Raw genomic sequence first — 14160 nt, forward strand, 5'->3', positions numbered from 1 at the left:
GGAGAATTTTATGAAAAAGTTACTATCCTTCTCAATTGCCTTGCTTTCAATCACAACATTAGTTGCTTGTTCTGGACATAAGGCGGAATCAAAGGTCCCAGAAGAAAAAATTGAACAGAAGCAAATCAAGTTTGATGAGAAGTTGTTTAAAGAAGCTGGACTCTTGCCTTTTAAAAATGAGAAACAGCTAGAACTTGGGGAATTGGATTCTAAATCACGTGCAACGGGTGCTCATATTCAACTTAAGGACAGCGATGAGCCAACTGAGAAGAGAGAGCCTAAGATAAGTTATAACCCGGTTGGTTGGCATAACTATAATTTTTACTATGGAGATGGTTCTAAAAAGGCTTGGTTGATGAATCGTGGTCATTTGATTGGCTACCAGTTTAGCGGATTAAACGATGAAAAGAGGAATCTGGTTCCAATGACTAACTGGCTAAATGCTGGAACTTATTATGGTACAGATAATACTAATCAAGAAAGTATGCTTTACTATGAGAATCGATTGGACTCTTGGTTGGCCAATCATCCGAACTACTATCTTGACTACAAGGTGACCCCAATCTATCAGAAAGATGAATTGATTCCGAGACAAATTGAATTGCAGTATGTGGGAATTGATGAAAATGGCAAACTCTTGGAGATCAAGTTGGGTGGTAGTAAAGAAAAGGTTGATCAGTATTCAGTGACGCATGTCGTTTTAGACAATGTTTCAGCTAATGCGGAAATCAATTACTTGGATGGTACGGCTAAAAATACAGTTGAAAACAAAGAAGAAAAAGCTAAAAAAGAAGCTGAGGAAAAAGCCAAGAAAGAGGCTGAAGAAAAAGAAGCAGCTGAAAAGAAAGCAAAAGAAGAAGAACAGGAAAAAGCTCGTCAAGCCGCACAAGAGAAGGAAGAAAGCCAAGAATCAAACTCGCAATCAACTAATTCAGGTGGCTACTTTAGAGATAAAAACGGAAGATGGCACAGACCAAATGGTAAATTCGCTTCTAAGAAAGAAATTAGAGAAGCTGGATTACAGTGGTAGGAAGAATTTAGTAGATATACAGTCAAAAAGCCGTTGGAAAACGGTTTTTTGTTATAATTAAATTAAGAATTTAGCATTAAAGGAGAACAACATGACTTTTGAAGAGATCCTGCCTGGATTAAAGGCCAAGAAAAAATATGTACGAACTGGTTGGGGAGGGGCTGAAAACTATGTGCAGCTTTTTGATACCATTGAACAAAACGGCGTTGCACTTGAAGTGACGCCTTATTTCCTAATCAACGTGTCTGGGGAAGGGGAAGGTTTTTCCATGTGGAGTCCGACACCTTGTGATGTTTTGGCGACGGATTGGGTAGAAGTGCATGACTAGACGCGTATTGATTACGGGAGTGAGTTCAGGTATCGGTCTAGCTCAAGCTCGCCTCTTTTTAGAGAATGGCTATCAAGTTTATGGTGTGGATCAAGGAGAAGGGCCAGATTTAGATGGTGATTTCCACTTTTTACAGAGGGATTTGACCTTGGACTTGGAGCCTATTTTTGACTGGTGTCCTCAGGTGGATGTTTTGTGCAATACTGCAGGAGTTTTGGATGATTACAAACCACTTTTGGAACAATTAGCCCAGGAAATTCAAGAGATTTTTGAAATCAACTACGTGACTCCAGTTGAGATGACACGACATTATTTGACGCAAATGCTGGAAAGTAAAAAGGGAATCATCATCAATATGTGTTCTATTGCTTCAAATCTAGCTGGAGGTGGTGGACACGCCTATACTTCCTCTAAGCATGCCTTGGCTGGATTTACCAAGCAGTTGGCTCTAGACTATGCTGAAGCTGGGATTCAGGTCTTTGGGATTGCTCCAGGTGCTGTCAAGACAGCTATGACTGCTGCCGACTTTGAACCCGGTGGATTAGCTGACTGGGTAGCCAGTGAAACACCTATCAAACGCTGGATTGAGCCAAGTGAAATTGCAGAAGTCAGCTTATTCTTAGCTAGCGGTCACGCATCTGCCATGCAAGGACAAATCTTGACAATAGATGGTGGCTGGTCTTTGAAGTAGGAGGAGTTGGATGGAAATCAAAAAACACTTTGGAGTCTACGCTGTTTGCTTTGAAAACGGGAAGTTACTCTGCATTGAAAAAACGAGAGGCCCTTATCAACATCGTTATGATCTACCTGGTGGTAGTCAGCAACTTGGTGAAGGATTGACGGAAACTCTGATTAGAGAAGTGATGGAAGAGACAGGATTTACTGTTAGAAGCTACTCAAATCCTCGAATCTACGATGTTTTCGTCAGGGAAGAGTTGAAAAATTTTATGGTTCACCATATCATGGCATTTTATGATATAGTACTCGATTTTGAACACTCCCAAAATTCAATTCCTCAGGAGGTTCTTGATGGAAGTAATGATTCAGCAAATGCACTTTGGTTGAATTTGGAAGAAATTACTACAGAAAATGCATCACCATTAGTCTTGAAGGTCAAAGCAGAGTTATTGGGATTTCCAGAGTTGGACAAGACCTTGTATATGAATTGGAAGGTGAATGATGAAAAATCAACTTGTCCTTAGTGGAGAACAAATTGTTGAAAAAGTTTATCCTCAGTTATTGCACCACGTCGGTATGATTCGTGGAGAATACTTACTTAGAGAGCTTAATCAAAACATCCTATTAGTAAGTTGTCAGCAATTTGTAAAAGATTATCTAGATACCATTTGCTCCTTGTACTCAGATGAAGAGGTTTGGTATCGTTTTTCAGAGTTAACAAATACAGAAGCTAATTGTTTAGAGGGGACTAAAGAGCATTTTGATGAAAATCATCCCTTGTTTGGATATAGAGGGATAAGGCGTTTGCTGGCGTGTCCGAATGAATTTCAGGCTGAGGCACATGTCGTTACAGAAGTTTATCAAACCAATCCCAATCTGTCTGTTATTTTTCCTTTTGTCAATGATGCCGACCAATTAAAACAAGCTATTACAGTATTACGTCAGCATGGTTTTATTGGAAAAGTCGGCACAATGATTGAATTACCGTCAGCTTATTTTGACTTGGACAGAATAATAGAAACGGGTATTTCAAAGATTATAGTTGGAATGAATGATTTGACTTCTTTTGTTTTTGCGACTGTGAGAAACAGTCAATGGCATGATATGGAAAGTCCAATAATGTTAGATATGCTAAGAGATATGCAGGATAAAGCAAGGATAAAAAAGATTGACTTTGCTGTAGCAGGCTATCTGAATACTTCTTTCATACAAAAAATGAATCAGATGGGTATCAAGTGTATTATCCACTACAGTTCTATTCCAGAGATTTTTGATTTAGAGATTGATCATCTAGACCACCTCAAACGTATAAAAGAAGTAAGTAAAACATTACAAAGGAGCAACCCATGACAACGCAAGAAATGTGGAATGCGTATAAGCAAATTAACCCCTCTATCGGAGATGAGATAGATGCCTGGGCTTTTGGAGTGGAAGCAGATCTCTTGGCAGATTTGGTTTTAAAAGGCGAAAAGACAGCAACTGCCTCGGCCTACGACCTCTATGCAATAGAGGATGAATCTCTTCCACAAGAAGGGACCTTCGATGTCATTTTAGATAGTCAAGATCGAGCTGTCTGCATTGTCGAAATTACAAAGGTTTCTGTCGAATCCTTTAATCAAGTTTCTGCTGAACATGCCTTTAAGGAAGGGGAAGGTGACAAATCCCTAGCCTATTGGCGTCAGGTTCATGAGGACTGTTTCGCCGAGTGGCTGAGAGAGGCAGGACTAACTTTTACACCTGACAGCAAGGTTGTTTTAGAAGAATTTTGCAAGGTCTACCCACTCTAGACTGCAGAAGGAAGAAAGTTTTGGAAATTACCGTCCAATCTTTTTTTCTAAAGCAAAACATGATATAATAAGTTTGTTTGAAGAAGAGTAAAACTCTTAAACTTAGAATAGGAGAAAACTATGCAAGCAGTTGAACATTTTATTACGCAATTTGTTCCTGAACATTATGATTTATTTTTAGACTTGAGTCGTGAGACCAAGACCTTTTCTGGGAAGGTGACCATTACTGGTCAAGCACAGAGTGACCGTATTTCCCTTCACCAAAAAGACTTGGAAATCACTTCTGTAGAAGTTGCGGGTCAAGCTCGTCCATTTACAGTTGATCATGAAAATGAAGCCCTTCATGTCGAATTGGCTGAGGCTGGTCAAGTTGAATTGGTCATCGCCTTTTCAGGAAAAATCACAGACAACATGACAGGTATTTACCCTTCTTACTACGCAGTGGATGGTGTCAAGAAGGAAGTCTTGTCTACCCAGTTCGAGAGCCATTTTGCGCGTGAAGCCTTCCCATGTGTGGATGAGCCTGAAGCCAAGGCTACTTTTGACCTCGCTCTTCGTTTTGATCAAGCAGAAGGTGAAGTGGCCTTGTCAAACATGCCAGAAATTGATGTGGAAAACCGTAAGGAAACAGGCATCTGGAAGTTTGAAACAACACCTCGCATGTCTTCTTACTTGTTGGCCTTTGTAGCAGGTGATTTGCAAGGTGTGACCGCTAAAACTAAAAATGGTACCCTCGTAGGTGTCTACTCAACCAAAGCCCACCCACTATCTAACCTTGATTTCTCATTAGACATCGCTGTTCGCTCAATCGAGTTTTACGAAGATTACTACGGAGTTAAGTATCCAATCCCTCAATCACTTCACATCGCCCTTCCTGACTTCTCAGCTGGTGCCATGGAAAACTGGGGTCTTGTGACCTACCGTGAAGTTTACTTGGTTGTGGATGAGAACTCAACCTTTGCTAGCCGTCAACAAGTAGCTCTTGTGGTGGCGCATGAGTTGGCTCACCAATGGTTTGGAAACCTCGTGACTATGAAATGGTGGGATGACCTCTGGCTCAATGAAAGCTTCGCAAACATGATGGAATACGTCTGTGTGGATGCCATCGAACCAAGTTGGAATATCTTTGAAGATTTCCAAACAGGTGGGGTTCCAGCTGCGCTTAAACGCGATGCGACGGATGGCGTGCAGTCTGTTCACGTCGAAGTCAAACACCCAGATGAAATTAATACGCTCTTTGATGGCGCTATCGTCTATGCCAAAGGAAGCCGTCTCATGCACATGCTTCGTCGCTGGCTCGGTGATGCGGATTTTGCTAAAGGCTTGCATGCTTACTTTGAAAAGCACCAGTACAGCAACACCATCGGTCGTGACCTTTGGAATGCCCTTGGTCAGGCATCAGGACGTGATGTCGCAGCCTTCATGGATTCTTGGTTGGAACAGCCTGGCTATCCAGTTCTCACTGTCAAAGTTGAAAATGATGTCTTGAAGATTTCACAAAAACAATTCTTTATCGGTGAGCATGAAGACAAGAACCGCCTCTGGGTAGTGCCACTCAACAGCAACTGGAAAGGTTTGCCAGACACACTTGAAACTGAAAGTATCGAAATCCCTGGCTATGCCGCTCTTCTTGCTGAAAATAAAGGAGCACTTCGTCTCAACACTGAAAATACTGCCCACTACATTACAGACTATCAAGGAGACTTGTTAGATGCTGTTCTTGCTGAGCTAGAGACACTTGATAACACAAGCAAACTACAAGTCGTTCAAGAACGTCGTCTGCTTGCTGAAGCAGGGCACATTTCTTATGCAGACTTGCTTCCAGTCCTTGATAAACTTGCTAAGGAAGAGTCTTATCTGGTGGTTTCAGCTGTTTCTCAAGTGATTTCTGCCCTTGAGCGCTTTATCGATGAAGGAACAGAAACTGAGAAAGCCTTTAACCGTCTGGTTGCAAAATTAGCTCGTCATAACTATGACCGTCTTGGTTTTGAAGCCAAAGATGGAGAATCAGATGAGGATGAATTGGTTCGTCAGTTGGCTGTTTCTATGATGATTCGCTCAAATGATGCAGAAGCTAGTCAAGTCGCTAGCCAAATCTTTGCAGCTCACAAGGAAAATCTTGCAGGACTTCCTGCAGCCGTCCGAGCTCAAGTTCTCATCAATGAAATGAAACACCATGAGACCAAGGACTTGGTCGCAACTTATCTGGACCTCTACACTCATGCGACGGATGCGGTCTTCAAACGTCAGCTGTCAGCGGCTCTTGCCTACAGTACAGATGCTGACAATATCCAAACCTTGATTCGTTCATGGAAGGATAAATTTGTGGTCAAACCACAAGACTTGTCTGCTTGGTATTACCAGTTCCTTGCTCATCAAACAACTCAGGAAACTGTTTGGGTATGGGCGCGTGAAAACTGGGATTGGATCAAGGCGGCTCTTGGTGGAGACATGAGCTTTGATAGCTTTGTTATCCTTCCTGCTCATGTGTTTAAGACAGAGCAACGCTTGGCGGAATACAAGGAATTCTTTGAGCCCCAACTCTCTGACCTCGCTCTTAGCCGTAATATTGGTATGGGAATCAAGGAAATTGCAGCGCGTGTTGACTTGATTAAGCGTGAGAAAGCAGCAGTTGAAGCTGTTGTAGCCCAATATGCTAAAGCTTAATTCGTTTATGTAAACAAAAACTCAACTTTCTATCTGAAAACGAGAGAGAGTTGAGTTTTTTTTAAGGCAATTTTGGTATAATAATCATAACAAGGAGGAGTTTCTGATGATAAAAATCTTATTAGTAGAAGATGACCTAGGCCTGTCAAACTCAGTATTTGACTTTTTAGATGATTTTGCAGATGTCATGCAGGTTTTTGATGGAGAAGAAGGTCTCTACGAAGCTGAGAGTGGCGTCTATGACTTGATTTTGCTTGACCTGATGTTGCCTGAAAAAAATGGTTTCCAAGTTCTGAAAGAATTGCGTGAAAAAGGAATCACGACACCAGTCCTTATCATGACTGCAAAAGAGAGTTTGGATGACAAGGGACATGGTTTTGAGTTGGGAGCGGATGACTACCTCACCAAGCCTTTCTACCTAGAAGAACTCAAAATGCGGATCCAAGCCCTTCTCAAACGTTCAGGTAAGTTTAACGAAAACACCTTGACCTATGGAGATATTGTCGTCAACCTTTCAACGAATGAAGTGAAGGTGGAAGATACTCCTGTGGAACTACTCGGAAAAGAGTTTGAGTTATTGGTTTACTTCCTTCAAAATCAAAATGTTATTCTTCCCAAGACGCAAATTTTTGACCGTCTATGGGGGTTTGATAGCGATACAACGATTTCCGTTGTAGAAGTCTATGTCTCAAAAGTTCGTAAGAAATTGAAGGGAACAGCCTTTGCTGAGAATCTTCAAACCTTGCGTAGTGTCGGGTATATTTTAAAAGATGTTCAATAAACTAAAAAAAACATGGTATGCAGATGATTTCAGCTATTTCATTCGAAACTTTGGAGTGTTCACCCTGATCTTCTCTGCTATGACCTTGATTATCCTCCAGGTCATGCACTCGAGTCTCTACACTTCTGTTGATGAAAAACTCCAAGCCCTTAGTAGCAGTCCCCAAGCGGTTATCCAGCTAGCCTTGAATCGGGCAACTGAAGAGGTCAAGGATATTCAACCAGCAACAGCGGATGCCAACAAGGCTGAAATCAAACCCAATGTTAGCTCAAATACAGAAGTTTTACTTTTTGACAAGGATTTTAACCAACTCTTATTAGGGAACCGTTTTTTAGGCTTGGATAAGATCAAGCTAGACAAAAAAGAGTTGAATCATATTCGGCAAATCCAAGTTGTCAATAGCTACGGTCAGGAAGAAACCTACCGAATGATCTTGATGGAAACCAATTCTTCCTCCGTATCAAGCAATGTCAAATATGCGGCGGTTTTAATCAATACCAGCCAGCTCGAGCAAATCAGCCAAAACCACGAGCATTTAATTGTTGTAGTCATGGCTAGTTTCTGGCTCCTATCTTTAATTGCCAGTGTTTACCTGGCACGTGTCAGTGTCAAACCCTTGCTGGAAAGTATGCAAAAGCAGAAGTCCTTTGTTGAAAATGCGAGTCACGAACTGAGAACACCTTTGGCCGTTTTACAAAATCGTTTAGAAAATCTCTTTCGAAAACCAGAGGCAACGATTATGGAATCTAGCGAAAGCATTGCTTCTAGCCTCGAAGAAGTTCGCAACATGCGCTTTCTCACGACCAATCTTCTCAACCTTGCACGTCGCGATGATGGAATCAAACCAGAGATAGCAGAAGTTTCTCCACAATTCTTCAAAACAACCTTTGCCAACTATGAGTTGATTGCTTATGAAAATGATCGTGTTTTTGAGTATGAAAATCGAATTTACCGTCCATTCATGACCGATCAGTTGCTCCTAAAACAGCTCATGACCATCTTGTTTGATAATGCTATCAAGTATACTGAAGAAGATGGGAAAATTGAGTTTGTAGTCTATGCTACAGATCGCCACCTCTATCTTACAGTAACGGATAATGGAATTGGAATCTCAGCTGCTGACAAGAAGAAAATCTTTGACCGATTTTACCGTGTAGACAAGGCGAGAACCCGTCAGAAAGGTGGCTTTGGTCTTGGACTATCTTTAGCCAAGCAAATCGTAGATGCCTTACGAGGAACGATTAGCGTAAAAGATAACAAACCTAGAGGAACAATTTTTGAAGTTAAGATCGCTATTCAATCTCCTTCGAAACGTAAGAATAAATAAAAAAGACAGTTATATAACTGTCTTTTTTGATAACTAGAAAAGAGGCTGGTAGTAGTACCAACCTTTATTTTGAAAATTTTCGTTTCATTATCTTTCGTTGAAGTTGTAAAAGGGCGAAACTAATACCCATTGCAGCGATAAAGGATAAAGCTGTATTAAATTTTATAGCTAAAAAGATAAAACTAAACAGTGCCATAAAAATACAGAAACAAGCGATATTTACAAAAAATAAAATCTCTTTTAGGTTAGGGCCGACTGGGGCTTCAGGTGTGTAATCTTGGTAAAGCGGAGTTTGTTTCGATTCGGGAGCTTGTTCAAACTCATAAGCTTCTAGTTTTCTTGCGGACATGATTCTCTCCTTAACAGTACATAACTATTTTATCATTTTTTATGCAAAGAATTATTACAGAATTGTTACAAAACTACTAAAGTCTCTTATCAACTTCTAAGTCGCTCTTCTTGACACCTACTGGGAAAAGTGATAGCATGGATGTTACACTTAAAACAGATGACCTGACCTTCTCTTTTATAAATATACTGAGAAAGGAAAGGATAACTTATATAAATTGATAGCAAGCTGAGGCTTTTCCTAAGATGATTTGTTAAGTTGCTACCTGGATACTTTTGAAGAGTATTGATAGGAGTTGTTTTGAATGGATGATAAGACAGAGATTCTGTCTATTGGACTGGGTGGCCTTCTTGCTACCTCTTGGGAAAGTAAAAGGAGATAAGCATGTACCTTGCTATCAAAGAGATATTACGAAACAAACTTCGATATAGTTTGATCTTAACGACCATTTTTCTTATCGCTTTTATGGTCTTTTTTATGACTAGTCTAGCTCTTGGTCTTGTGCGAAACAACCGAGCAGCTATTGATAATTGGCAAGCGACGGGGGTGGTTTTATCTGACTACGCAAATGATAATTTGACGGCATCTTTTATTCCTGAAAAGGACTACAAGGATAAGAGTTCTGAAGAGGCTGCTCCATTGGGCTATATGTTCGCTGTAACCAATCTAGTCGATGGTAGTGAAAAGGTCAATGTTTCCATTTTTGCTCAAGACTGGGACGCTTTTATCTCACCTAGTTTGACGGAGGGACGTTATCCTGAAGGAGATGATGAGGTTGTCGTGGATCAGTCTTTTGAGAACTATGGGATGAAACTAGGTGATGCCATTCAGCTCAATGGAAGCGAGTCAAGTTACAAGATTGTAGGCCTGACTCAAGGAAATAAATTTTTCACTGAGCCTGTTGTCTTTACGAGTCTGACAACTTATTGGACCTTACAAGGAACCTTGAAGGCCAATCGTTCCATCTCTGCCTTGGTATTGAAAAATGACATAGAAGTGACTGGCGACGGACTGAAACAGATTTCCATTCCAAAAATGATATCGAAAATTCCTGGCTACACACCTCAGGTTAACGTATTTTCAGGAATGATTCTTGCTATGATTGTCATTACAGGCTTGATTGTGGGGATTTTTGTTTATATCATTACCATCCAAAAACTAGGACTTTATGGAATAATGCGGGCTCAGGGAATACAGATTAAAACCATTGTATGGTCTCTGTTCTGTCAAATTTTCCTCCTAGCTGGTATGGGGATTGCTTTAGCCTTGCTGGCAATCGGAGGAGTGATTTTAGTCTTACCAGCTACCTTCTTTTTCTATCCAAGTTGGATAGCCTACTCTGTCCTAAGTTTGGTAATTTGCTTGATGGCCCTTCTAGGTGGTGTCATTTCACTTCCACGCTTGCTAAAAGTGGACCCGATTACTGCGATTGCAGAATGATAAGGAGAATAGTATGACAACATTGATAGAAATGAATCAAGTGACAAAAACTTACGGGGAAGGAAAGATGAAAGTCGTAGCCCTGCATGAGACGAATTTTCAGCTAAATGCGGGAGAGTTCGTAGCTATCGTTGGGCCCTCTGGCTCTGGAAAGACGACCTTTCTAACAACTCTAGGACAACTTCAGGAAGCATCGAGTGGAAAGATTCTAGTCAAGGGGAAGGAAACAGGCAGTTTGACGGAGAAGGAGAAAACAGACCTCCGTTTTAGAGAGTTTGGCTTCATTCTTCAGGCTTCAAACTTAATTCCATTTCTAACGGTCAAGGAACAGCTTGACTTGATAGACAGACTGGATAAGGGAAAAAATAGTAAAAGTGACCGAAAAGAACTGTTTGACTTGTTGGATTTGGAAAAAGTTCAAAATCATTATCCCAAAGCTCTATCGGGTGGCGAACGTCAGCGTGCCGCGATTGCTAGAGCGCTCTATAACAATCCAAGCATTGTGCTTGCAGATGAGCCGACAGCCAGTCTTGACACTGAGCGTGCCTACCAAGTAACGGAGATGCTGGCTGCCATTGCCCATGAACAAGGTAGAGGAGTTGTTATGATTACGCATGATACTCGCCTTCTTGATAAGGTTGATCGTATTTATGTCATGAACGATGGCCACCTAGTTGAAGAAACACATGCATAAAATAGAGTGAATGGTACAAGTTACTGTTCACTTTTTTGATTGGGAAAGATAGAAACAAGTTTAACTTTTTGTGAAACTCTCAGTAACCATAGCTGATTTTTGAGAAATGTGGTATAATTTTTCTTATGGAAAAGATTATCATTACAGCAACTGCTGAAAGTATTGAACAAGTTGAACAGTTACTCGAAGCTGGCGTAGACCGTATCTATGTTGGTGAGAAAGATTTTGGCCTTCGTCTGCCAACGACTTTTAGTTATGAAGACTTACGCACCATCGCTAAGTTGGTTCATGAAGCAGGTAAAGAATTGATTGTTGCGGTTAATGCCCTCATGCACCAAGATATGATGGACCGTATCAAGCCTTTCCTAGACTTCTTGGAAGAAATCAAGACCGACTATATTAGTGTTGGGGATGCAGGTGTCTTTTACGTTGTCAATCGCGATGGTTATTCCTTTAAGACCATCTACGATGCTTCAACCATGGTGACAAGTAGTCGTCAGATTAACTTCTGGGGTCAAAAGGCTGGCGCATCTGAGGCGGTTTTGGCGCGTGAAATTCCATCTGCTGAACTCTTCAAGATGCCTGAGATTTTGGAAATTCCTGCTGAAGTGTTGGTTTATGGAGCTAGTGTCATTCACCATTCTAAGCGTCCGCTCTTGCAAAACTACTATAACTTCACGCACATCGATGATGAAAAGACACGTAAACGTGACCTCTTCTTGGCTGAACCAAGTGACCCAGAGAGCCATTATTCCATCTTTGAAGACAATCATGGTACCCACATCTTTGCAAATAACGACCTTGATTTGATGACCAAATTGACAGAACTAGTGGAGCATGGCTTTACTCACTGGAAACTCGAAGGGCTTTACACACCTGGTCAGAATTTTGTAGAAATTGCTAAACTTTTTATTCAAGCGCGTGGCTTGATCCAAGAGGGAAATTTCAGCCATGACCAAGCTTTCTTGTTAGATGAGGAAGTGCGCAAGTTACACCCCAAAAACCGTTTTCTCGATACAGGATTCTATGATTACGATCCGGATATGGTTAAATAGGACACCAAAACCCGAAATAAAAATGTTCGGGTTTTTCCAGTGTATCCATGAAATAAAAACGGATACATGTTATAATAAAAATAGCTCTTTAATGGAGGTGTTTAAGTGGAGAATCTGAAAAAGATGGCAGGTATCAAGGCTGCTGAGTTTGTCAAGGATGGTATGGTTGTTGGACTCGGTACTGGATCAACTGCCTACTATTTCGTAGAAGAAATCGGTCGTCGGATTAAGGAAGAAGGTTTGCAGATTACTGCAGTGACGACTTCCAGTGTGACTAGTAAACAGGCTGAGGATCTGAACATCCCGCTCAAGTCGATTGATCAAGTAGACTTGGTCGATGTGACGGTTGACGGGGCGGATGAAGTAGATAGTCAGTTCAACGGGATCAAAGGTGGTGGTGGTGCCCTTCTGATGGAGAAGGTTGTCGCAACGCCCTCAAAAGAATACATTTGGGTGGTGGATGAAAGCAAACTGGTAGAGAAACTAGGTGCTTTTAAATTGCCTGTGGAAGTGGTTCAGTATGGCGCAGAACAGGTCTTTCGTCGGTTTGAGCGAGCTGGTTACAAACCAAGTTTCCGTGAAAAAGATGGCCAACGTTTTGTGACCGATATGCAGAACTTTATCATTGACCTAGCCTTGGATGTCATTGAAGATCCGATTGCTTTCGGACAAGAATTGGACCATGTCGTTGGTGTCGTAGAGCATGGCTTGTTCAACCAAATGGTGGATAAGGTCATCGTAGCGGGACGAGATGGTGTTCAGATTTTAACTTCAACAAAAGCAAACTAATCAACATAATAAGGAGACAGACTATGTCAAAATTTAATCGTATTCACTTGGTGGTACTGGATTCTGTGGGAATCGGTGCTGCGCCAGATGCCAATAACTTTGTCAATGCAGGGGTTCCAGACGGTGCTTCTGATACACTAGGACATATTTCCAAAACAGTTGGTTTGAATGTGCCAAACATGGCTAAAATCGGTCTAGGAAATATTCCTCGTGAAACTCCTCTAAAGACTGTACCAGCTGAAAGCAATCCAACAGGTTATGCAACAAAATTGGAAGAAGTTTCCCTTGGTAAGGATACCATGACTGGTCACTGGGAAATCATGGGACTCAACATTACCGAGCCTTTCGATACTTTCTGGAACGGATTCCCAGAAGAAATCTTGACAAAGATCGAAGAATTTTCAGGACGCAAGGTCATTCGTGAAGCCAACAAACCTTACTCAGGTACGGCTGTTATCGATGATTTCGGACCACGCCAGATGGAAACTGGGGAGTTGATTATCTATACTTCAGCTGACCCTGTTTTGCAAATTGCTGCCCACGAAGACATCATTCCTTTGGATGAACTGTACCGTATCTGTGAATACGCTCGTTCGATTACCCTTGAGCGTCCTGCCCTTTTAGGTCGTATCATTGCCCGTCCATATGTTGGTGAGCCAGGTAACTTCACTCGTACAGCAAACCGTCGTGACTTGGCTGTATCTCCATTTGCACCGACTGTTTTAGATAAATTGAACGAAGCAGGTATCGATACGTACGCTGTTGGTAAAATCAACGATATCTTTAACGGTGCGGGTATCAACCATGACATGGGCCACAACAAGTCAAACAGCCATGGAATTGATACATTATTGAAGACCATGGGACTTGCTGAGTTTGAAAAAGGATTCTCTTTCACAAACTTAGTTGACTTTGATGCCCTTTATGGACACCGCCGCAATGCTCATGGTTACCGTGATTGCTTGCATGAGTTTGATGAGCGCTTGCCTGAAATTATCGCAGCCATGAGAGAGGATGACCTTCTCTTGATTACTGCTGACCATGGAAATGATCCAACCTATGCTGGAACTGACCATACTCGTGAATATATTCCACTTTTAGCTTACAGCCCTAGCTTTAAGGGAAATGGTCTCATTCCAGTTGGACATTTTGCAGATATCTCAGCGACAGTTGCGGATAACTTTGGTGTGGAAACTGCCATGATTGGGGAAAGTTTCTTAGATAAATTGGTATAA

The 14160-nt window shown here is 41.4% G+C and carries 15 protein-coding genes; 14 read left to right on the forward strand and 1 reads right to left on the reverse strand.

Going from position 1 to position 14160, the window contains the following annotated elements:
* The first annotated feature begins 10 nt into the window (after window positions 1-10).
* The 9 genes from M1F63_RS04065 (at window position 11) to M1F63_RS04105 (ending at window position 8598) form a co-directional block, all read left to right on the forward strand.
* Window positions 11-1030 carry a DNA/RNA non-specific endonuclease gene (locus tag M1F63_RS04065; RefSeq protein WP_247931186.1) on the forward strand — a complete coding sequence of 340 codons (1020 nt, stop codon included), beginning with the start codon at window positions 11-13 and terminating at the stop codon, window positions 1028-1030.
* 91 nt (window positions 1031-1121) lie between these two features.
* The gene (locus tag M1F63_RS04070) at window positions 1122-1358 is read left to right on the forward strand and encodes a DUF2829 domain-containing protein (RefSeq protein WP_000141913.1); all 237 of its coding nucleotides are present in this window, start codon (window positions 1122-1124) and stop codon (window positions 1356-1358) included.
* Window positions 1351-2049, forward strand: coding sequence for a 3-oxoacyl-ACP reductase (locus M1F63_RS04075; RefSeq protein ID WP_247940783.1), 699 nt, complete (start codon window positions 1351-1353; stop codon window positions 2047-2049). The genes M1F63_RS04070 and M1F63_RS04075 overlap by 8 nt, the downstream gene beginning before the upstream one ends.
* Before the next feature lie 10 nt (window positions 2050-2059).
* Complete coding sequence (locus M1F63_RS04080; protein ID WP_247940784.1) at window positions 2060-2560, forward strand: NUDIX hydrolase; 501 nt, start codon at window positions 2060-2062, stop codon at window positions 2558-2560.
* The gene (locus tag M1F63_RS04085) at window positions 2538-3386 is read left to right on the forward strand and encodes a putative PEP-binding protein (protein ID WP_247941001.1); all 849 of its coding nucleotides are present in this window, start codon (window positions 2538-2540) and stop codon (window positions 3384-3386) included. The genes M1F63_RS04080 and M1F63_RS04085 overlap by 23 nt, the downstream gene beginning before the upstream one ends.
* A complete protein-coding gene (locus M1F63_RS04090) occupies window positions 3383-3823 on the forward strand; it encodes an ASCH domain-containing protein (RefSeq protein ID WP_247940785.1) in 441 nt (146 codons plus the stop codon). The genes M1F63_RS04085 and M1F63_RS04090 overlap by 4 nt, the downstream gene beginning before the upstream one ends.
* A 120-nt stretch (window positions 3824-3943) precedes the next feature.
* On the forward strand, window positions 3944-6490 hold the full coding sequence (locus M1F63_RS04095; RefSeq protein ID WP_247940786.1) for a M1 family metallopeptidase: 2547 nt from the start codon (window positions 3944-3946) through the stop codon (window positions 6488-6490).
* 106 nt (window positions 6491-6596) lie between these two features.
* A complete protein-coding gene (ciaR, locus tag M1F63_RS04100) occupies window positions 6597-7271 on the forward strand; it encodes a two-component system response regulator CiaR (protein WP_000590630.1) in 675 nt (224 codons plus the stop codon).
* Window positions 7261-8598, forward strand: a complete 1338-nt coding sequence (locus M1F63_RS04105) for a sensor histidine kinase (RefSeq protein ID WP_071850862.1) — start codon at window positions 7261-7263, stop codon at window positions 8596-8598. Before ciaR ends, M1F63_RS04105 begins: the two co-directional genes overlap by 11 nt.
* 64 nt (window positions 8599-8662) lie before the next feature.
* On the opposite strand, the gene M1F63_RS04110 is transcribed toward M1F63_RS04105, so the two are convergent.
* Window positions 8663-8947 carry a DUF3270 domain-containing protein gene (locus M1F63_RS04110; RefSeq protein ID WP_247940787.1) on the reverse strand — a complete coding sequence of 95 codons (285 nt, stop codon included), beginning with the start codon at window positions 8945-8947 and terminating at the stop codon, window positions 8663-8665.
* Between the two features lie 384 nt (window positions 8948-9331).
* Between M1F63_RS04110 and M1F63_RS04115 the strand changes: the two genes are divergently transcribed.
* The 5 genes from M1F63_RS04115 to M1F63_RS04135 all read left to right on the forward strand — a co-directional run bounded on the left by M1F63_RS04115 (window position 9332) and on the right by M1F63_RS04135 (window position 14160).
* Window positions 9332-10387 (forward strand): ABC transporter permease, encoded by a 1056-nt coding sequence (locus M1F63_RS04115; protein ID WP_247940788.1) that lies wholly within the window; start codon window positions 9332-9334, stop codon window positions 10385-10387.
* A 13-nt stretch (window positions 10388-10400) separates the two neighbouring features.
* Window positions 10401-11081 (forward strand): ABC transporter ATP-binding protein, encoded by a 681-nt coding sequence (locus M1F63_RS04120; RefSeq protein ID WP_000209231.1) that lies wholly within the window; start codon window positions 10401-10403, stop codon window positions 11079-11081.
* Between the two features lie 125 nt (window positions 11082-11206).
* Window positions 11207-12136 (forward strand): peptidase U32 family protein, encoded by a 930-nt coding sequence (locus M1F63_RS04125; protein WP_247940789.1) that lies wholly within the window; start codon window positions 11207-11209, stop codon window positions 12134-12136.
* Between the two features lie 105 nt (window positions 12137-12241).
* On the forward strand, window positions 12242-12925 hold the full coding sequence (gene rpiA, locus M1F63_RS04130) for a ribose-5-phosphate isomerase RpiA (RefSeq protein ID WP_247940790.1): 684 nt from the start codon (window positions 12242-12244) through the stop codon (window positions 12923-12925).
* 23 nt (window positions 12926-12948) lie between these two features.
* The gene (locus tag M1F63_RS04135) at window positions 12949-14160 is read left to right on the forward strand and encodes a phosphopentomutase (RefSeq protein WP_247940791.1); all 1212 of its coding nucleotides are present in this window, start codon (window positions 12949-12951) and stop codon (window positions 14158-14160) included.

The sequence above is a fragment of the Streptococcus oralis genome (assembly GCF_023109155.1).
GTDB classification, from domain to species: Bacteria; Bacillota; Bacilli; order Lactobacillales; family Streptococcaceae; genus Streptococcus; species Streptococcus oralis_BZ.